The 19,198-nt window shown below is 73.0% G+C and carries 20 protein-coding genes; 9 read left to right on the plus strand and 11 right to left on the minus strand.

Going from position 1 to position 19,198, the window contains the following annotated elements; genetic code table 11:
* Nucleotides 1–544 precede the first annotated feature (544 nt).
* A complete protein-coding gene (locus ACIBCA_RS25040; RefSeq protein WP_396285218.1) occupies nt 545–1,279 on the plus strand; it encodes a GNAT family N-acetyltransferase in 735 nt (244 codons plus the stop codon).
* On the opposite strand, the gene ACIBCA_RS25045 is transcribed toward ACIBCA_RS25040, so the two are convergent.
* The gene (locus ACIBCA_RS25045; RefSeq protein WP_396285219.1) at nt 1,269–2,513 is read right to left on the minus strand and encodes an ADP-ribosylglycohydrolase family protein; all 1,245 of its coding nucleotides are present in this window, start codon (nt 2,511–2,513) and stop codon (nt 1,269–1,271) included. The genes ACIBCA_RS25040 and ACIBCA_RS25045 overlap by 11 nt on opposite strands.
* A 109-nt stretch (nt 2,514–2,622) precedes the next feature.
* Here ACIBCA_RS25045 and ACIBCA_RS25050 point away from each other — a divergent pair, with 109 nt between their 5' ends.
* Nucleotides 2,623–3,618 (plus strand): hypothetical protein, encoded by a 996-nt coding sequence (locus ACIBCA_RS25050; protein WP_396285220.1) that lies wholly within the window; start codon nt 2,623–2,625, stop codon nt 3,616–3,618.
* 27 nt (nt 3,619–3,645) lie between these two features.
* On the opposite strand, the gene ACIBCA_RS25055 is transcribed toward ACIBCA_RS25050, so the two are convergent.
* The 7 genes from ACIBCA_RS25055 to ACIBCA_RS25085 form a co-directional block, all read right to left on the minus strand.
* Complete coding sequence (locus ACIBCA_RS25055) at nt 3,646–4,167, minus strand: ribonuclease domain-containing protein (RefSeq protein ID WP_396285221.1); 522 nt, start codon at nt 4,165–4,167, stop codon at nt 3,646–3,648.
* 288 nt (nt 4,168–4,455) lie between these two features.
* Nucleotides 4,456–7,164, minus strand: a complete 2,709-nt coding sequence (ppdK, locus tag ACIBCA_RS25060; RefSeq protein WP_396285222.1) for a pyruvate, phosphate dikinase — start codon at nt 7,162–7,164, stop codon at nt 4,456–4,458.
* Between the two features lie 110 nt (nt 7,165–7,274).
* Nucleotides 7,275–7,484 carry a hypothetical protein gene (locus ACIBCA_RS25065; RefSeq protein ID WP_396285223.1) on the minus strand — a complete coding sequence of 70 codons (210 nt, stop codon included), beginning with the start codon at nt 7,482–7,484 and terminating at the stop codon, nt 7,275–7,277.
* Nucleotides 7,485–7,717: 233 nt separating this feature from the next.
* A complete protein-coding gene (gene dusB / locus ACIBCA_RS25070; RefSeq protein ID WP_396285286.1) occupies nt 7,718–8,791 on the minus strand; it encodes a tRNA dihydrouridine synthase DusB in 1,074 nt (357 codons plus the stop codon).
* A 303-nt stretch (nt 8,792–9,094) separates the two neighbouring features.
* Nucleotides 9,095–9,925 carry a DUF4097 family beta strand repeat-containing protein gene (locus tag ACIBCA_RS25075; RefSeq protein WP_396285224.1) on the minus strand — a complete coding sequence of 277 codons (831 nt, stop codon included), beginning with the start codon at nt 9,923–9,925 and terminating at the stop codon, nt 9,095–9,097.
* On the minus strand, nt 9,922–10,572 hold the full coding sequence (locus ACIBCA_RS25080; protein ID WP_396285225.1) for a response regulator: 651 nt from the start codon (nt 10,570–10,572) through the stop codon (nt 9,922–9,924). Before ACIBCA_RS25080 ends, ACIBCA_RS25075 begins: the two co-directional genes overlap by 4 nt.
* Entirely contained in the window at nt 10,560–11,780 is a 1,221-nt protein-coding gene (locus ACIBCA_RS25085) for a histidine kinase (RefSeq protein ID WP_396285226.1), read from the minus strand. Before ACIBCA_RS25085 ends, ACIBCA_RS25080 begins: the two co-directional genes overlap by 13 nt.
* A 135-nt stretch (nt 11,781–11,915) precedes the next feature.
* On the opposite strand from ACIBCA_RS25085, the gene ACIBCA_RS25090 reads away from it, so the two are divergent.
* On the plus strand, nt 11,916–12,560 hold the full coding sequence (locus tag ACIBCA_RS25090; RefSeq protein ID WP_396285228.1) for a hypothetical protein: 645 nt from the start codon (nt 11,916–11,918) through the stop codon (nt 12,558–12,560).
* The gene (locus tag ACIBCA_RS25095; protein WP_396285229.1) at nt 12,557–12,943 is read left to right on the plus strand and encodes a hypothetical protein; all 387 of its coding nucleotides are present in this window, start codon (nt 12,557–12,559) and stop codon (nt 12,941–12,943) included. The genes ACIBCA_RS25090 and ACIBCA_RS25095 overlap by 4 nt, the downstream gene beginning before the upstream one ends.
* Here the strand turns inward: ACIBCA_RS25095 and ACIBCA_RS25100 are convergent.
* Entirely contained in the window at nt 12,927–13,817 is an 891-nt protein-coding gene (locus ACIBCA_RS25100) for a helix-turn-helix transcriptional regulator (protein ID WP_396285230.1), read from the minus strand. The genes ACIBCA_RS25095 and ACIBCA_RS25100 overlap by 17 nt on opposite strands.
* 101 nt (nt 13,818–13,918) lie before the next feature.
* Here ACIBCA_RS25100 and ACIBCA_RS25105 point away from each other — a divergent pair, with 101 nt between their 5' ends.
* Nucleotides 13,919–15,400 (plus strand): MFS transporter, encoded by a 1,482-nt coding sequence (locus ACIBCA_RS25105; protein ID WP_396285231.1) that lies wholly within the window; start codon nt 13,919–13,921, stop codon nt 15,398–15,400.
* A 181-nt stretch (nt 15,401–15,581) separates the two neighbouring features.
* On the opposite strand, the gene ACIBCA_RS25110 is transcribed toward ACIBCA_RS25105, so the two are convergent.
* The gene (locus ACIBCA_RS25110) at nt 15,582–15,944 is read right to left on the minus strand and encodes a MerR family transcriptional regulator (RefSeq protein WP_396285232.1); all 363 of its coding nucleotides are present in this window, start codon (nt 15,942–15,944) and stop codon (nt 15,582–15,584) included.
* Nucleotides 15,945–16,021: 77 nt separating this feature from the next.
* On the opposite strand from ACIBCA_RS25110, the gene ACIBCA_RS25115 reads away from it, so the two are divergent.
* Complete coding sequence (locus tag ACIBCA_RS25115; protein ID WP_396285233.1) at nt 16,022–16,345, plus strand: hypothetical protein; 324 nt, start codon at nt 16,022–16,024, stop codon at nt 16,343–16,345.
* Nucleotides 16,346–16,586: 241 nt separating this feature from the next.
* Here ACIBCA_RS25115 and ACIBCA_RS25120 read toward each other — a convergent pair whose 3' ends face one another.
* Nucleotides 16,587–17,195, minus strand: coding sequence for an alpha/beta hydrolase (locus ACIBCA_RS25120; RefSeq protein WP_396285234.1), 609 nt, complete (start codon nt 17,193–17,195; stop codon nt 16,587–16,589).
* A gap of 89 nt (nt 17,196–17,284) precedes the next feature.
* Between ACIBCA_RS25120 and ACIBCA_RS25125 the strand changes: the two genes are divergently transcribed.
* From ACIBCA_RS25125 to ACIBCA_RS25135, 3 genes are read left to right on the plus strand one after another with little or no spacing between them, the layout of a single operon-like run.
* Entirely contained in the window at nt 17,285–17,770 is a 486-nt protein-coding gene (locus ACIBCA_RS25125; protein ID WP_396285235.1) for an SRPBCC family protein, read from the plus strand.
* The gene (locus tag ACIBCA_RS25130) at nt 17,767–18,303 is read left to right on the plus strand and encodes a hypothetical protein (protein ID WP_396285236.1); all 537 of its coding nucleotides are present in this window, start codon (nt 17,767–17,769) and stop codon (nt 18,301–18,303) included. Before ACIBCA_RS25125 ends, ACIBCA_RS25130 begins: the two co-directional genes overlap by 4 nt.
* A 17-nt stretch (nt 18,304–18,320) precedes the next feature.
* Entirely contained in the window at nt 18,321–19,037 is a 717-nt protein-coding gene (locus ACIBCA_RS25135) for a DUF2625 family protein (RefSeq protein ID WP_396285237.1), read from the plus strand.
* Nucleotides 19,038–19,198: the final 161 nt, after the last annotated feature.

Consider the following 19,198-nt stretch of genomic DNA (forward strand, 5'->3'; position numbering starts at 1 on the left):
ACCTCCCTCGCCCGCCCTCCCGGACCATGATCGCACCCGGGTACAAAACCGCTGGTCACAGGGGCTGTGGAGGGCCCTTTCCGGACCCTCCTCAGCGGGTCGTGACGACATTCGCGCGCCGCGAAGTGACGCACCGCCTTCTGGCGGGTATCGTCCTCTCGCTGCCTCGCATCGTCGCGTCGTCGTCACGTCGTCCGTAACGCCGTCGATCACGTCCCGGTCCGATGCTCGGCCAGCCACCCACGACGCATCTTGCCTTCACCTGGCCGCCTGCTTCCCTTCGCGCACTCCTTCCCTCTTCGGCCATTTCGCGGACGCACACTGTCCCCTCGCTCATCCCGCCGGACCGGTCCGAGGACCCGCGTCCGTTCCGGCACCGCGCCGCCCGTTCCGGGCCGCCGCCCCCGCCCTGCCCCGCCCGGAGTGATCCGGCGCACACGGGTACCCGGTGGGCGGTTCCGGGCCGGGGCGAACAGTCCACCGCAGCCCGTGCCGCACCCCGGTGCGGGATGCGCCCTACGACCGATGAAGGACAGAAGGTCCCGTGCCCGTACCTGTCACCCTCACCGGCCGCACCGTGCGGCTGGAGCCCCTCGCCGCGCACCATGCCGAGGCCATCGCCGCGGCCGGCGCCGAGGACCGTACGACCTACGCCTTCACCCCCGTCCCGCACGGCCTCGAAGCGGCCCGCGACTACGTCGCGCGCGCCCTCGCCGACCAGGCCGCAGGCCGGGCGGTGCCGTTCGCGACGGTGAGCACCGCGGACGGCCGGGTGGTCGGGTCCACCCGGTTCCTGGAACTCGACTACTGGCAGGGCCCGCTGGTGTGGCCGCCCGTGCCCGGGGTGCCCTTCGGCGACCCGGCCACGGCCGTCCCCGACGCGGCCGAGATCGGCAACACCTGGCTCTCGCCGCGCGCCCAGGGCACCGGCATCAACACCGAGGCCAAGCTGCTGATGCTCCGCCACGCCTTCGAGACCTGGGGCGTGCAGCGCATCTCGCTGCGCGCGGACGCCCGCAACCTGCGCTCCCGCACCGCCATCGAGCGGCTCGGCGCCACCTCCGAGGGCGTGCGCCGAGCCCACTCGCGCGGGCTGGACGGGGTGGTGCGCTCCACGGCGTTCTACTCGATCCTGGACGCCGAGTGGCCCGCCGTGCGGGACATCATCGAGCTGCGGATCGCCAACGCGACCTCGCCGAGCGCGCCGGATCCGGCGATCAACCAGGAGTGCCTTAGACACGGCGGCCCTGGCGCCGGGCAGCTGATGATCACGGCCTGAGCCGGTCGTCCCCGGACGCTTCCCGGAGGAGGGCAACCAGCCCGTCGGGGCCGCCTGCGTAGTGCTTGGGATGGGCCTCGACGAGGGCTGACACCGGCCGCCAGCCACCACCCGGCACCGGGGCGACCCGGACGCTCCAGATGGCGCTGCCCGACCACACGCGATGCAGGTGGAGGACGCCCTCCTCGGTGCGGTGCACCCAGCTGCCGGCGATCTTCCTGGTCCTGATCCGCTGCCACTGCTCGTCCGTCCAGACCACGTCCGGCACCGGGGCCGGACGTGGCAGTCGCAGTGGCTTCAGCCTGGTGTCGCCGGGCGGAACCGGCTGGACGCTGCCCGGCTCGGTGAACGTCCAGGAGGGCAGCTGTTCGCGGGCGGCCATCCAGGCGGCGGGGATGCCGTGGGTGCCGGTGCGGGCGGCGACCACGCCGCCAGTGATGGCGGCCACGGTGTCCACGTCGCCGCCGGCCGCGATCGCCTCCCAGACGGCGGCGCGGTAGTCGCCCAGGTGCCGGGCCGCGCACCACAGGGCGTACGGGACGGTGTCGGCGGCGGAGGTGCGGCTGCCGTTGCCGAGGACCTTCGCGGCGACCCGGAGGTCGGGCTCGCCGAGCAGGGCGATCGCCTCGGCGAGGCCGTCGCGGACGGCGCCGGACGGGGTGAGGTCGAGGACGCAGCCCAGGAAGACGCCCGGAGCCATCGGCTCGGTTCGCGCGCCGGCGGCGTACGCGGCGGCCACCGCCACCGCGATCGCGCCGTCCACCGCCTGTGGATGGGTGTGGGTGATGACGGCCGTGTCGGCGGCGGGGCCGACCACCGCAGACGGGTCCTCCGCGTACGCCGCGCCCAGCGGGGCCACCCGCATCGCGGCGCCGTTGCCGTAGGAGCCCTGGCCCTCGAACATGCCGGCGGCGAGCGCCTTCGCGTCGCCGCCCTCGCGGATCAGCCGCAGCAGGCGGTTGGCGGACGGGCCGTAGCCCCGGTCGAAGTCGTGGCGGCGGGCGAAGGCGTGGGTGAGGTCGAAGGTGTCGATCGTGCCGCGCTCGGTGTGCACGGCGTACACCGAGCAGGCCATCTCGGTGTCGTCCGTCCACGGCCAGGGGCCGGGCGGGTCGGTGCGGGTGGTGAAGTGGGCGCGGGCGGTGGCCGGGACGAAGAACTGGGCGCCGAGGGCGTCGCCGACGGAGAGGCCGTTGAGCGCGGCGAACGCGGGGCCGGTGGGTGGGGTCGTCATATGGACGCCAGCCCAGCGGATCGGGCCCGGGTTCGTCAACACCATTCGCGACACTCCCCCCAAGGCTGATGTTTCGCATACCTCCGATCCGGGCGGGCAGCACCGGGGCATGACCCGCGCGAACCCCCTCGACCCGCTCGTGCTGCTCGGCGCCGACCAGCAGCACGTCGCCACCCGGGCGCAGTTGCGCCGGCTCGGCGTGCCCTCCGGGACCATCGCCCACCGGCTGCGCCCCGGCGGGCCCTGGCAGCAGGTGCTGCCCCGGGTGATCTGCCTGCAGACCGGGAGACTGACGGCTCATCAGAAACTGCGCGCCGCACTGGCGTACGCGAGTCCGAAGGGGCGTGAGCCGCAGGCCGGGGAGGTGCTGCTGACCGGGATCGCCGTGCTGGCGGAGGCCGGGCTGCCGAGTGCCGGGCATCCGGCCGACGTCTCCGAGGTGGACGTACTGATCCCCGGGCGGCGGCGGGTCGGGGAGCGCGGGTTCGTCCGGGTGCACCGGGCGTCCGGGCCGATGCCGGGCGGGGTCGAGCGGGGGGACGGGCTGTGGGGCACCACGGTGGCGCGGGCGCTGGCGGACCTGGCGCCCCGGGAGAGCGGGCAGCGGCGGTTCCGGGCGTTGTGCGCGGAGGCGGTGCAGCGCCGGGCGTGCGAACTCGGGGAGCTGCTGGACCAGTTGCTCGCCCGGCCCGGTGCGCTGGGTCTGCCGCAGGTGGCCCGGGTGGTGGAGGAGCTGACGGCCGGGGTGCGGTCGGTGGTCGAGGGCGAGGCCCGCGAGCTGATCACCCACGCGGGCCTGCCCGAACCGCTGTGGAACCCGGTGCTGTTCCTGGACGGCCGCTTCCTCGCCGTGCCCGACGCCTACTGGCCGCACGCCTGCGTCGCCCTGGAGATCGACTCCCGCGCCTGGCACCTGCGCCCGGCCGACTACGAGCACGGCCTCACCCGCGCCAACCGGCTGACGGCCGCCGGGCTGCCGGTGGTGCGGACCACGCCCGTGCAGCTGCGGCGCGATCCGACGCCGGTGCTGCACGAGCTGACGGCGCTGGTCACCACCGGGCCGCACGGGCCGCACGACCGGATCAGCTGGCGGCGGGCGAGGTGAGGTGGGGTCAGCCCGCCCGCGCCTCGGTCAGCAGCGGGGGTCGATCTCCTGGAAGGTGGCGTAGTGGTCCGGGGACCAGTACTGCTCGCCGGAGCCGCCGGTGACGACCCGCCGGGTGCCCCGGTCGTTGGAGCCCGGGGTGACGACGGTGAACTCGTGGTAGTAGCCGTCGGTCTTCTTCGGCAGCCGGCTCTCGCGGTTCTCGAAGACGATGCCGTCCCGGTTGTACGGGTAGGGCCCGTTCTTGGCGATCAGGGCGAGGGTGTCCTGGGCCTGGCCGGGGAGCTTGGTGCGGCAGACGTCGGCCAGCGCGGGGTCGGCGGGCACCCAGGTGCCGGTGGCGGCGCCACCGCCGGGCGGCGGGGTGGACTTGGGTGCGGAGGGCTTGGGGGCCGAGGTGTTCGAGGTGCCCGCGCCGGTGGCGGTGGAGGTCGCGGAGGCCTTGGGGTGGCTGTCGCCGCCCTTGCCGGCGAGGAGGTAGCCGACTCCGGCCAGGACCGCCAGGATCAGGACGGCCACGACGAGGAGCGGGCTCTTGCGTCTGGTCATGCGCCCCAGCTTGGCAGGCCCGGGCGCCGCGCCCGATCAGGTACACGCGTGGTGGCGGCCACACGTCCGCACGTCCGCACGACGCCGTCACTACGCGAGTAGTGGCACTACTTCCGTAGTGCCACTACGGAAGTAGTAACGGCCGGGCGGGAACGGACGCCGTTGTCCGTTCCCGCCCGGCCGTGTCACGTACGCCGGTTCTCCTGCGCCGAGCTCCGGTGTACGCCCTCCCGACGGGAGGGATGAGCGGTCAGTCGAGTCCGCGCGAGGTGGGGATGCCTACCCTCCTCAGCGCGAGTCGCTGCCCGCCGTCTCGATGGCGGCGCGGCCTGCCTCCAGGCGCGCCACCGGGATGCGGAAGGGGGAGCAGGAGACGTAGTCCAGCCCCACCTCGTGGAAGAAGTGGACGGATTCCGGGTCGCCGCCGTGCTCGCCGCAGACGCCGAGCTTGAGGTCGGGGCGGGTGGCCCGGCCGGCCTCGACGGCGTGCTTGACGAGCGAGCCGACGCCGTCGCGGTCGATGGTCTCGAACGGGGAGACCCCGAAGATGCCCTTCTCCAGGTAGGCGGTGAAGAACGAGGCCTCCACGTCGTCCCGGGAGAAGCCCCAGACCGTCTGGGTCAGGTCGTTGGTGCCGAAGGAGAAGAACTCGGCGGCCTCGGCGATCTGCCCGGCGGTCACGGCGGCGCGCGGCAGCTCGATCATGGTGCCGAGCTTGATGTCCAGCTGGACGCCGGTGGACTGGGCGACCTCGGCGAGCACGCGCTCGCACTCGTCGCGGACCAGCTCCAGCTCCTGGACGGTGCCGACCAGCGGGATCATCACCTCGGGGCGCGGGTCCCCGCCAGCGAGCCTGCGCTCGGCGGCCGCCTCGGCGATGGCGCGCACCTGCATGCCGAACAGGCCGGGGATGACCAGGCCGAGGCGCACACCGCGCAGGCCCAGCATCGGGTTCTGCTCGTGCAGCTTGTGCACGGCCTGGAGCAGACGCAGGTCGTTCTCGTTCGGGTCCTTGCGGGCCTCGGCGAGGGCGACGCGCACCGACAGCTCGGTGATGTCGGGCAGGAACTCGTGCAGCGGCGGGTCGAGCAGGCGGACGGTGACGGGGAGCCCGTCCATCGCCTGGAACAGCTCGAGGAAGTCGCTCTTCTGCAGCGGCAGCAGGGTGGTGAGGGCCTGCTCGCGGTCCTTGTCGTTGTCCGCCAGGATCAGGTGCTCGACCTCCTTGCGGCGCTCCTCGCCGAGGAACATGTGCTCGGTGCGGCACAGGCCGATGCCCTGGGCGCCGTAGCGGCGGGCGCGCCCGCCGTCCTCGGCGTTGTCGGCGTTGGCCCGCACGGCGAGGCGGCGGCGGCCGTCGGCGTGGGACATCAGGCGGTGGACGGCCTGGACGAGCCCGCCCTGGACGTCGGCACCGGCGTGCAGGGTGCCCTCGAAGTACTCGACGACGGGGGACGGCAGGACGGGCACCTCGCCGAGGTAGACCTTGCCGCTGGCGCCGTCGATGGAGACCACGTCGCCCTCGTGGACGACGAGGCCGTCCGCGGTGGTGAACTTGCGGGACTTGGTGTCGACCTCGAGCTCCTCGGCGCCGCAGACACAGGTCTTGCCCATGCCGCGGGCGACGACGGCGGCGTGCGAGGTCTTGCCGCCGCGGGAGGTGAGGATGCCCTCGGCGGCGATCATGCCGTCCAGGTCGTCGGGGTTGGTCTCGCGGCGGACGAGGATGACCTTCTCGCCGGAGCGGGACCACTTGACGGCCGTGTACGAGTCGAAGACGACCTTGCCGATCGCGGCGCCCGGGGAGGCGGCCAGGCCCCAGCCGATCTGCTTGGACTCGGCGTTCGGGGCGAAGCGCGGGAACATCAGCTGCGCCAGCTGGCCGCCGGTGACGCGCATCAGCGCCTCGTCCAGGTCGATCAGGCCCTGGTCGACGAGCTGGACGGCGATGCGGAAGGCGGCGGCGGCGGTGCGCTTGCCGACGCGGGTCTGGAGCATCCAGAGCTTGCCGCGCTCGATGGTGAACTCGATGTCGCAGAGGTCGCGGTAGTGGTTCTCGAGCTTCTGCATGATCGCCATGAGCTCGTCGTACGACTTCTTGTCGAGGTTCTCGAGCTCGGACAGCTGCAGGGTGTTGCGGATGCCGGCCACCACGTCCTCGCCCTGGGCGTTGGAGAGGTAGTCGCCGTAGACACCCTGGGTGCCGGTGGAGGGGTCGCGGGTGAAGGCGACGCCGGTGCCGGAGTCCTCGCCGAGGTTGCCGAAGACCATGGTGCAGACGTTGACCGCGGTGCCCAGGTCGTTCGGGATGCGCTCCTGGCGGCGGTAGAGCCGGGCGCGGTCGCCGTTCCAGGAGTGGAAGACCGCGTGGATGGCGAGGTCCATCTGCTCGCGCGGCTCCTGCGGGAAGGCCCGGCCGGTCTCGCGCTCGACGATGCCCTTGAACACCTCGACGAGGGCCTTGAGGTCCTCGGCGTCCAGGTCCAGGTCGTTGACGGTGCCCTTGGCGTGCTTGGCCTCGTCGAGGGCCTCCTCGAACAGCTCGCCCTCGACGCCCAGCACGGTCTTGCCGAACATCTGGACCAGGCGGCGGTAGGAGTCCCAGGCGAAGCGCTCGTTGCCGGACTGCGCGACCAGGCCGGCCACCGACACGTCGGAGAGGCCGATGTTGAGGACGGTGTCCATCATGCCGGGCATGGAGAACTTGGCGCCGGAGCGTACGGAGACGAGCAGCGGGTTGTCGGCCTGGCCGAGCTTCTTGCCCATCTCCTTCTCGAGGGCGTCCAGGTGGGCGCTGATCTCCTCGTGGAGGGAGGTGGGCTCACTGCCGGTCTCCAGGAAGACCTTGCACGCCTCGGTGGTGATGGTGAACCCCGGAGGGACGGGGAGCCCCAGGTTGGTCATCTCGGCCAGGTTCGCGCCCTTGCCTCCGAGAAGATCCTTGAGGTCCTTGTTTCCTTCGGTGAAGGAGTAAACAAACTTCTGCTGGGACGTCACGGGAAGGTCTCCTCGAACGCGGTTGCCCTGACGCCGGAGAACATACCCATTTCGAAGGCACTTCTCTGCCCTGAATAGGCCACACGAGGCTGGTACCGCGAGGTAACCCGCTAGATCGAATGCACATAAAGGCGTTCACCTCTGTTGGTGAAATCGTCCGGATGACGCGATGATGCGTTCAAGTCTTGAACGCGTTGCAACGCGAAGATCACACCAACCGGACGGAGAGTGTCAGCGGATCGCGCCTTGTGTTTCCCCGGCTTGATTTCCTGCACCCCGATCGGCCGAACCCCGGCCACCGGCTTCGGGAAGCGATCCATGGCCGACCTGTCCACTTCGTCCACTGACCGGGCGTCAGTCGACCTCGCATGTGGTCAGCGTCACCAGCACATCTCACCGATCGGGCGCTGATCATCCTCACACTGCGCGGCGATTCGCGCACCTTGAGTCATATGATCACGCCAAAAAGGAGCCCTCCTGTCCAGAATGGACAAGAGGGCTAGGCCTTGGTGGCCAGAGGCCCCGGAGGGGCTACTTCGCCAGTTCGTCTAGATCATCCGCCGGAGGTGTCCGATTCGGCGTCTTCGCCCGGGCGGGCGCAGTCGTACGGATCGTCCAACCACCCCTCGGGCAGGACCACCCGGCCGTTGCCGCTGGTGCGGCCCCGGGGGCCGTCCGCGCCGATCGGCCAGGTCTGGGTCTGCTCCACCTGGGCGAGGGTTTCGGCCAGTTCCTCCAGGGAGGAGGAGTTGGCGAGCCTCACCCGTAGCTCGGAGCCGACCGAGAAGCCCTTGGTGTACCAGGCGACGTGCTTGCGGAAGTCGACCACGCCGCGGGTCTCGTCCCCCATCCACTCGCCGAGCAGCTGGGCGTGGCGCACCATCGCCCGCGCCACGTACCCGAAGTCCGGGCGGGCGTGGTCGACGTCGCCCTCGAAGATCGCGACCAGGTCCTTGAACAGCCACGGCCGGCCCAGGCAGCCTCGGCCCACGACCACGCCGTCGCAGCCGGTCTCGCGCATCATCCGCAGCGCGTCCTCGGCCGACCAGATGTCCCCGTTGCCGAGCACCGGGACGTGCGCCGGGACGGACTCGCGCAGCCGGGCGATCGCCGACCAGTCGGCCGTGCCGCCGTAGTGCTGGGCGGCGGTGCGCCCGTGCAGGGCGATCGCGGCCACGCCCTCCTCGGCGCCTATGCGGCCGGCGTCCAGGTAGGTGAGGTGGTCGTCGTCGATGCCCTTGCGCATCTTCATGGTCACCGGCAGGCCGGCGGCGTTGGCCACGGCCTCGCGCAGGATCTCGCGCAGCAGGTTGCGCTTGTACGGCAGGGCCGAGCCGCCGCCCTTGCGGGTGACCTTGGGGACGGGGCAGCCGAAGTTGAGGTCGATGTGGTCGGCCAGGCCCTCGTCCGAGATCATCCGGGCGGCCTTGCCGACGGTCACCGGGTCCACGCCGTACAGCTGGATCGAGCGGGGCTTCTCGCTCGCGTCGAACTTGATCAGCTGCATGGTCTTGGCGTTGCGCTCGACCAGGGCCCGGGTGGTGATCATCTCGGAGACGTACAGGCCCTTGCCGCCGCTCTGCTCGCGGCACAGGGTGCGGAACGGGGCGTTGGTGATCCCGGCCATCGGGGCCAGCACCACCGGCGGCCACACCCGGATCGGGCCGAGGTCCAGCGGCGCGAACTCGGCGTCGGAGGCGGGGCCGGTCGCGGTGCCGACTGCGGTGCCGGACTCGGGGCGGGCTGCGGCGTCGGACTCGGGGCCGGGCAGGGTCTCGGTCGCGGTGCCGGGCGCGGTGGGGGCGGGCGTGGCTGTCATGGGCGCGGCTGACCTCGGATCGGGGACGGGACTCTCCATTGTCCCCCACCCGGGTCAGCCGCTTCCTCCCCCGCCGGGCGGCGGCACCCGGCGGGATCCGAAGGAGAGGGCCTACGGGTTCCCGCCGCTGCCGTAGCCGATCTGGAGCGAGCCGGAGCCGACCTCGGCGACCAGGCTGTTCGAGCTGGCGGCGTCGCCCAGCGAGGCGTCGATCTGGCTGCTGCCGGAGCCCGTCCGGCCGCTGATCCGGTAGTGGCTGCCCTTGGGCACGGTCACCGTCGCCGAGCCGGAGTTCGTCTTCACCCGGACGTCGGCGGGCGCGGTCGCGAAGTCCAGCTGCACGGAGCCGGAGTCGCTGGTCGCCTCCACCGTGCCGGACCCGAGCCCGGTGCCCTGGACCATGCCGGAGGAGGTCTTGGCGTGCACCGGGCCGGTGAGGCGGTCGAGGCCGATCGCCCCGGAGGTGCCCTCCAGGTCGACCGGCCCGGTGAGGTCCTCCAGCTCGACGCTGCCCGAGGTGACCAGGCCGCCGACCTCGACGCCGGGCGGCACCTCCAGGTCGATCTGGGCGCCGCAGTTGTAGAAGGGGAGCTCGCGCCGGCACTGCACGTTGACGGTCATCACCCCGGCGGCGTCGACCTCTGCCTTCACCTTCGGCTCACTGACCGTCCAGTCGAGGCGCTTGGTCAGCAGGACCCGGCCGTCCGACCCCGGCTTGACGCGCACGGACGAGCTGCCCGTCACCAGCTGGATCCGGTGGACGGCGACGGGGTACACCGTGTTCTCGGTGCGCTCCTGCCTGGCCACGACGGCGAGGGTCTGCCCCCCGCCCATGACCAGGACGAACAGCACGGTGGCCAGGCCGGTGATCCGCCAGATCCGGTCGATCCGGGCCGTCCGGGCGGTCCGTTCGGTCCGTTCGGTCCGTTCGAACCGGCTCACGCTCCCCCCACCTCCAGGAAGCGCAGCACCGCCATCACCCGGCGGTGGCTGTCGTCCGTCGGCGGCAGGTCGAGCTTGGTGAGGATGGAGTTGATGTGCTTGGCCACCGCGCTGTCGCTGACCACCAGGGCTGCGGCGATGGCCGCGTTGGAGCGGCCCTCGGCCATCAGCCCGAGGACGTCGCGCTCGCGCGGGGTGAGCTTCTCCAGCGGGTCGTGCTTGCGGCGCACCAGCAGCTGGGCGACGACCTCCGGGTCCAGGGCGGTGCCGCCCGCGGCGACGCGCTGGAGCGCCTCCACGAAGTCGTCCACGTTGGCGACGCGCTGCTTGAGCAGGTAGCCGACGCCGCTGGTGTTGGTGGCCAGGAGGTCGGCGGCGTAGCGCTCCTCCACGAACTGGGAGAGCAGCAGCACGGCGACCTGCGGCCACTGGCGGCGGATGATCATGGCGGCCTTGACGCCCTCGTCGTGGAATCCCGGGGGCATCCGGACGTCGGCGACCACCACGTCGGGCAGGTGCTCCTCGACGGCCGCCAGCAGTTCGACGGCGTCCCCGACGGCGGCGACGACCTCGAAGCCCACCGCCTCCAGGACCTTGACCAGGCCGACCCTCAGCAGGACCGAGTCCTCGGCGATCACAGCGCGCACGGCAACTCCACGGAGATGGTGGTGGGCCCCCCGAGGGGGCTGACTACGGACAGGGTTCCGTCGACGGAGGCGGCGCGCTTGCGCAGTCCGGTGAGCCCGGTGCCGCGCGAGGCGTCGGCGCCGCCCACCCCGTCGTCGCTGATGACCAGGTGCAGCCGGCCCGCGTCCGTGCGCACCGAGACGTCGACGGAGGCGGCGCGGGCGTGCTTGGCCACGTTGGTGAGGGCCTCGGAGACGGTGAAGTAGGCGACGGCCTCGACGGTCGGGGCGATCCGCTCGGCGAGCTCGACGTCCAGGCGCACCGGCAGGGGCGCGCGGGCGGCGATGCCGGAGAGGGCGGCGTCCAGGCCGCGGTCCTCCAGGACGGCGGGGTGCAGGCCCCGGACCAGGTCGCGCAGTTCGTCGATGGCCGCCTGGGCCTCGGCGTGTGCGTCCTCGATGACCTGCATGACCTCGGGCGGGGCGTCCTTGAGGGTGCGCCTGGCCAGGCCCAGGTTCATCGCGAGGGAGGTGAGGCGCTGCTGGGCGCCGTCGTGCAGGTCGCGTTCGATGCGGCGGCGTTCGGCGTCGACGGCGTCGACCAGGCCGGCCCGGCTCTCGGCGATCTCCTCGACCCGGCGCTCCAGTGCCTCAGCGCGGTTGGGGCCGAGGAGCTTCTGCGCGGCGAAGACCTCCAGCCAGGCCAGGGCGGCGGTGAGCCAGGGCGTCACGATGATCAGCACAACGCCGACCACGACGAGCACCACGTCCAGGCCGGCCAGGTCGTGGCGCAGCCCCACGTCGGGCGGCAGCAGCCAGACCCAGGCGTAGAGGGTGGTGAGGACCAGGGCGACGCCCCAGAGGTAGACGACGCTCAGGGCTCCGGCGGCGAGGACCGGGCCGACCAGGAGGTGGTGGACGAACTGGCGCCAGTTCAGGCCCAGGCGCAGCCGGCCGATCCGCCAGGTGAGGGAGGCGCCGGGCGGCGGCACCTCGACGCCGTACAGGGCGCGCAGCCGTCCGCGCTGGGCGGCGGTCAGCAGGCGGGCGCAGGCGACCACCAGGGCGAGGACCGCCCAGAGCAGCTTGGGGGAGGTGACGCCCAGCCAGACCGGGGCCGCCAGGGGTATGCCGGCGGCGGCGAATCGGGTGTCCCGCCAGACGCCGGGCGACCACGGTGGGCGCCCCAGGCTCCTGACGAGCGCTCGGCGCAACGTGGTGGAGGTCATGGCCGACAGCGTAGGACCCGCAGATCAGGGCCCACCATGAAGGGGGGTTCCGGGTGGGGGTGTAGCTAGCTACACCCCCTTTTCGGTGTGGAGCACCACCGACAGCGGCCCCGGTGGGGCGGGAGTCTTGACGGCATGACGACGACCGCTTCGCACTCCGCCACCCCGCCGCACCGGCGGCCCGCCCTCGGGGGCCACGGGGGTGTCCCCGAGGACGCGCTGCTGCGCCCGGTGCTGGTGCCGGAGGCGGGGTCGGTGCCGGGGTCGGGGTCGCTGCCGGGGTCGGTGCCGGGGTCGGAGTCGGGGCCGGAGGGTGCGCTGCCGGCCGGTGTCGGCCCCTGGTCGGTCCGCTGCGTGCGGCCGAACCGGGGGCGGGCGGCGCTGGAGCTGTACCAGGACGGCGAGTTGGCCGATGTGCTGGTCGCGGCGCGGCTGACGCCGCAGCTGCTGCGGGGGGCGCGGCGCTGCCCGTCCGCCTCCGGTGGTTCCCGGGCGGCGCGGTCCTGGCGGGCGCGGTCCTGGCAGGCGCTGGCCTGGGGGCGGCTGCCCGTGGGCGGGGAGGTGCCGGCGGTGGAGTTCACCGGGCGGCGGCGGTTCCGGTCGGCGCCGTGCGCGGTGGCGGCCGAAGTGGTCACGGTGGCCGGGGAGTTCTGGCTGGCGTGGGCGCAGGGGCCGGTGGACGCCGTGGTGGTGCGGGTCTCCGGTGCGGGGGTGGCCGAGCGGCTGCCGCTGGAGCGGGTGCGCGGGGCGCAGGATGCGCCGGTCGGAGGTGCCCGGTGAGCACCGCCCTCGCGTTCGGCGCCCCGGCGTCGTACGTCCCCTCCGCCCGGCTGGCCCGGGTGCCGCTGGTGGCGGCCGTCGCCCTGGTGCCGTGGCTGCTGATGCTCGCCGCCCGGCACGAGACGCCGTGGGTGGTGCTGGACCTCGCGGAGTTCTCCGTACTGCTGTGGCTGGACGCGCTGGTGCGTCGGCGCAGCGCCGGCGCCGCCTGGGTGGGTACGGCCGCGGCCCTGCTGCTGGCGGGGGACGCGCTGGTGGACGTGGCCTTCGCCGGGCCGGGGCACGAGGTGCTGGCGGCGCTGGCGATGGCGGGGTGCGTGGAGCTGCCGCTGGCGGCGGTGTGCGTGCTGCTGGGGCGGACTGGTTTTACAGCTTCTGCATGAGGGCGCGGGACTCCTCGTCGAGCGGGGTGTAGGCGATCATGCGGGTGCCCTGGGAGGGGCCGAGCCAGAAGTTGGTGTACTCGCAGCTCAGCAGGCCCACGCCCGGCACCTGGAAGCGCTTGACGCCGTTGCCGGGCAGGGCGACGTCATGGCGCTGCCAGGACTCCTCGAAGTCCGGGGAGGCCTTGCGCAGCCGGGCCAGCAGGCACTTCCAGGCCGGTTCGGAGCCGTGGTCGGCCATCGCCGAGCGGAACCGGGCCACCATGCCGGGCCGTTCGCTGCGGTAGTCGATGAGCACCGTGCTGAAGTGCGAGGGGGTGAACGCCAGCCACAGCAGGTTGCGGTCCTCGGGCGGGAGTTGCTCGAGGTCGCCGACGAAGGCCGGGTAGGTGCGGTTGTACGCCAGTACGTCGTAGCGGCTGTTGATCACCACCGCCGGGTAGGGCTCCATCTGCTTCAGGAGCAGTTGCACGCCCGGGGTGACCGAGAGGCACTGGCGCACCGGGGCCGGGTCGTCGGCGCCGGCGAGGGTGAACAGGTGGGCGCGCTCGCTCGGGTCGAGCAGCAGGGCGCGGGCCACCGCGTCGAGCACCTGGGCGGAGACCTGGATGGCGCGCCCCTGCTCCAGCCACGTGTACCAGGTGACGCCGACGGCGGCGAGCTGCGCGACCTCCTCGCGGCGCAGGCCCGGGGTGCGGCGGCGGCCGGTCATGGGCAGGCCCACCTGCTCGGGGGCGATGCGCTCGCGGCGGCTGCGCAGGAACGCGGCCAGTTCGTGGCGGCGGGCGTCGCCGGGGGTGGCGGGCTGCGGGGTGGCCTGCTGTTGGGTGGTGGAGGTGGGGCGGGCTTGCGGGGCCTGCGTCATGACGCTCATCATCCCAGGATGCTGCAGTGGGCAGGCGGTTGCCAGGTACTCGTTATACCTGGATAAGTCCACTCTGGTACCAGGCTACGGCGGAGCGGATCGTAGGACCCGTGACCCGACAACTCGCCGCCTCCCCCACCCTCGCCCGTCCCGCAGCCGCTCCCTCCGCCGTCTCTTCGTCCGCCTCTTCCTCTGCCTCTTCCTCCGGCAGCCCGTCGCTGGGCACCGCCGGGCTGGTGACCGTCCTGCTCGGGGCGTTCCTGCCGATGCTGGACTTCTTCATCGTCAACGTCGCCCTGCCCACCATCGACCACGACCTCGCCGCCGGGCCCGCCGTCCTGGAACTCGTCGCCGCCGGATACGGCATCGCCTTCGCCGTCCTGCTCGTCCTCGGCGGGCGGCTCGGCGACACCTACGGCCGCCGGCGCCTGTTCGTCATCGGCGCCGTCACCTTCGCCGTCACCTCGCTGGCCTGCGGCCTCGCCCCCGGCGCGTGGAGTCTCGTCGCCGCCCGCGCCGCCCAGGGCGCCTCGGCCGCGCTGCTGCTGCCCCAGGTGCTCGGCACCATCACCGCCGCCACCGAGGGCGCCCGGCGCGGACGGGCGCTCAGCATCTACGGCGCCGCCGGCGGGATCGCGGTCGTCATCGGGCAGGTGCTCGGCGGGATGCTCGTCGCCGCCGACCTGTTCGGCACCGGATGGCGCTCCGTCTTCCTGATGAACGTTCCGTTCGCGCTGCTCGCCGTCGTCCTGGCCGTCCGGTACGTGCCGGAGAGCCGCGCCACGCAGGCGGCCAGGGTCGACGTGCCCGGGACGGTGCTGCTCACCGCCGCGCTGCTGTCACTGCTCGTACCGCTGATGGAGGGCCGCGCGGCGGGGTGGCCGGTGTGGTCCTGGGTACTGCTCGCCCTGTTCCCGGTGCTGGCCGTCGCGTTCGCCCTGGTCGAGCGCCGGGCCGAGCGTTCCGGGGGCACACCGCTGGTGCCGCCGTCCCTGCTGCGCATCCCGGAGATGCGGCGCGGGCTCGGCATCGCGCTGCCGTACTTCGCGGGCTTCGGCGGCTTCATGTTCGTGATCGCCGTCGTCCTCCAGCAGGGGCTGCACCTGGGCGTGGTCGCCGCCGGGTGGGCGCTGGTGCCGATGGCGGTCGGCTACTTCTCCGCCTCGCTGGCCAGCCCCCGGCTGCTCGGGCGCTGGGGCAGCCGGGTGCTCAGCGCCGGGGCCGTCGTCCAGGGGGCGGGCCTGGCCGTGCTCGCGGTGACCGTCCTCACCGACTGGGAGCACCTGACGCCGCTGGTGATGGCGCCCGGCGTGGCCCTGGCGGGCATCGGGCAGGGGCTGATCGGCACCCCGCTGTTCCGGATCGTCCTGTCCAAGGTGCCCGCCGCCCGGGCCGGCGTCGGCTCCGGGGTGCTCGCCACCGGGCAGCAGTCCAGCCTGGCGCTGGGCGTCGCCACCCTCGGCTCGCTGTACCTGGCGCTCTCGCCGAGCCTGGGGGTGGACCGGGCGCTGGCGATCTGCCTGGGGCTGCAGTTCACCGGGTCGGTCACCATCCTGTACCTGACGACGCGGCTGCCGCGGTCCATCGGCTGAGGCTTCCCGCCTCTCCGGGGGCGGGCGGGGACTACGCCGGTAGTGCCACTACTTCGGTAGTGGCACTACCGGCGTAGTGGCGTTCCTCCCCCGTGGCGGCACTACGGAAGTAGTGGAACTACTGCAGTAGTTCCACTACTTCCGTAGTTCAGGGGAGTCCGGGCCATCGGGCCGTGGCCTGTCAGGCCATGCTCCGGACCACGGACACGTACTCGCGGATGGCGTCCCGGTTGCGGACCAGGCAGTCGATCCGTCTCGACATGCGGTCGGTCTCGGACTCCAGGGTCTCCAGCATCTCCGCGGTGGCCTCGGCGAAGTGGATCGTCCGGGGCGCGTCCAGGCAGGGCAGGATCTGCTTGATGATGCGGGTCGGCAGGCCCGCGTCCAGGAGGCCCCGGATCTGCAGCACCCGGTCCACCAGGTAGTCGTCGTAGTCGCGGTAGCCGTTGGGCCGGCGGCTCGGGGTGATCAGGCCCTGCTCCTCGTAGTAGCGCAGCAGGCGCGGGGTGCTCTCCGTCATCCGGGCAAGCTCGCCGATCCGCATATGACCACCCTCACGCCGGGGCCGGAGTCCGGCCGGCTGGACCTTGACATGGATGTCAACGATAGAGCATCGGCCCCATGCCGGCATCTGAACTCCGCTCCCCCGCACGGACCGTGGGAGCCGCCGTCGCGATGGCCGGCGCGACGGTCGCCCTCTCGATCGGCGTCCCGGCCGGAACCCTGCTCGGCGGGGCCGCCGGGTGGCGCCTCGCCCAGTCCCTGCTCGTCACCTGCTGGAACCTCGGCATCGCCACCGCCGCCGCCACCGGCGGCCTCCTCCTCGCCCACACCGGGCCCATCTCGCTCTCCTGGACCGCCCTCGCCCTACTGGCCGCCGCCCTGACCGTGACGGCCGGTGCCCACCACCACGGCTTCCCCCTGCGCAACTCCCGCCCCAGGTGAGGCGGGAGGCGGGATGGAGGCGAGCCGCCGATCCACACCTGACATCGCGGCCGCTCGACTCGCACCAACCGAAGGATCCGCCCCATCCCGATGGCCACCCCGTCCCACCGTGTCCGAGCCTGGGGATCTCCGGACTCGGACACGGTCGACTCCGGCAGCCGAATCAGCTCAGCCGCCGGAGCGCTGCACGAGACGCGGGCGGAGGAATGCCGCTGACCGCGCGGGCTGGACGCCCGGAACGCTAGTCGGTGGGCAGGGTGCCGAGGAAGGTGTCCAGGCAGGTGGTCACGGTGTGGAGGATGTCGATGGAGGCGAGGGAGTCGCCGGGGAGTTCGAGGGAGTGGTCCGCCGAGGGGATCTCCAGGACCTGGTGACCGGTGGCGGTGGCGGTGGGGCCGTTCCACCAGTGGTCGGCGGTGCCGCCGATGAGGAGGGTGGGGGCCTTGGCGGCGTGGAGGGAGGCGGCGACCCGCTCGGCGATGAGGAGGGGGGTGAGCCAGGCGGCGGGGAGGTCGCGTTCGGCGGCGAGGCCGGTGGCGAGGGAGCCGAGGGACTTGCCGAGGAGGAGTCCGCAGGCGCCGTCCTCCGCGTCGACGGCGCGGGCGACTTCGTTCTCGACCCAGGCGATCCGGTCGTCGGTGGGGAGGCCGCCGAGGTCGCCCGGTGGTTGCCACCACAGCTCCTGGACGGTCCATCCGTGCCGGAGCAGCACCTCGCGGGCGAAGTGCAGCAGCGGCCGGGCCGGCGAGTAGCCGACGCCGGGGACGACCAGGGCGACGCGGCCCCGGCCGGCGTCATAGCGGGTGGGGTGGGAGAGGGCGGGGTGGGAGAGGGGCGGCGGGGTGGGCATGGGGGCCAACATATCCGCGCCGTGGGCGGGCTGACATTCTTCGGTGCACGGAGTTCCGCCGCCGCTTCGCCGAGTTCAGGGGAGATCCCATGCCGTGGTTCACGCTCGAACGGTTCGACCCGTCCTTCTTCGACACCGCCCCGCACCGCCACTCGTACACCATGGACCTGCCCGTCAGCCCCGAGGCCGTCTGGGAGGGGCTGGCCGGCGCCGCGCCGCTGTCCTGGTGCCGGGGACTGGGCAACGGCCGCTTCACCTCTCCCCCGCCGCACGGCGTCGGCACGACCCGCGAGATCACCGCACTCCAACTGCTGCACCTGCGTGAGGAGTTCGTGCGCTGGGAGGAGGGCAGGCGGCACTCGTTCATGGTCACGGAGGCCACCCTGCCGATCTTCCGCCGCTTCGGCGAGGACTACGAGGTCGTCCCCACCCCGACCGGCACCCGCTTCACCTGGACGTTCGCCTTCGAACCCGAACCGCTGCTGCGCCGCCCCGCCGCGCTCACGGACGCGCCCGGCACCAGGTTCATGAGGAAGCTGGTCGCCGACACCAAGCGGCACTTCGGCGCCGCATGACGGCCGTCGACTGGGACCGGGTGTGGCGCTTCGCCGAACTGCGGTGGCGCTGCGGCACGTCGGCGGGTTTCGTCGCCGCCTGTACGGGCGATGCCGGGCGCGCCCGCGCGGCGGCGGAGCTCGGTGCGCGGGCGTACGCGATCGCCCCGCTGGACCTGCGGGCACTGGAGGCCATCGCCGAGGAACTCGCCGTGATGGAGCGCGAGTTGGAAGGCCACCCGCTGCGGCCCGTCGACCCCGCGCCGGACGAGTTCGACCGCATCATCCGCGAACACGCCCGGGACGTCCTGCGCACCCTCCTGCCCGACGGGCACCAGTATCAACGGGAGTACACGCGCAGCTCGTTGGACTACCACTTCCGGCTCCTGTGCCACCTGCCCGGCCTCGACCCCGCCACCCACCGGGACGCCCACTACCTCTACGGACGCGCCACCATGGCCCTCGACCTCGGCCACGCGGCCGCCTTCGGCCGGGCGTACGCGCGGCTGCGCGCCCTGTGGGAGGCGAACCGGCCGGAGGAGGAGGACGTATGACGTGCGATCATCGCCGGATGCGCGCACTCGAGGACCTGATCACCGTCGACGACCCCGCCTGGCCCGCGCTCGGCCCGGCCCTCGCCGCCACCGGAGCCGTCCAGGTCCTGCCGCCCGGCGACCCCGAGGAGGGGCGGCGCAGCCTGCTGCAACTCCAGGTCACCGCACGCTCGACACTCGGCGCGCTGGTCCTGCACACCGGCGGGCTGCTGCTGGACGGCGGATGGCTGCGCGTCCTCGGCGGCGGCGCGGGCGAACTGCCCGGACTGGGCCGCGCCAACCGCTTCCCCACCACCGTCGACCCCGGCTGGCAGCCGGACACGGGCCTGGTCGTCGGCTACGACGTCCTCGGCGGCGTGTTCGCCCTCAACGGCCACGACCCCGCCGGCGCGGGCCGCCCCGGCGCCCCCGGCCAGATGACGTACTTCGCGCCCGACACCCTGGAGTGGGAGGCCATGGAGACCGGCCACTCGGGCTGGATCGCCTGGCTGCTGGACGACCGGCTGGAACAGTTCTACGACGGCCTGCGCTGGCCCGGATGGCGCGAGGAGACGGCGGCCCTGACCCTCTCCGAGGGTTTCACCGTGTACCCGTTCCTGTGGTCCCAGGAGGGTCAGTGCGACCTCGGCGGCCTCAGCCGCCGCGCGGTGGGGATGCGCCAGCTCCTGGGCTCGGCGGCGGAGTTCGCCGGCCAGCTGGGCCTGGCCGACCCGGGGTTCCTGGGCGAGGTCTGATCACCGCCGACCGTGCCGTGAGCAACGGGCGGGCGAGTCGTCCGGGAGGGGTGGTGCGCGAGAAGTCGGGTGGGCCGACTTCTCGTGCGGCGGGGTGGTGGGGCGTTGCCACGGGAGCGATGCCACGGGAGCGTTGCTGCGGGGGTGGGGGTGGGGGGATG

Origin of the sequence: Kitasatospora sp. NPDC051170, assembly GCF_044455705.1 — a bacterium.
Taxonomy (GTDB): domain Bacteria; phylum Actinomycetota; class Actinomycetes; order Streptomycetales; family Streptomycetaceae; genus Kitasatospora.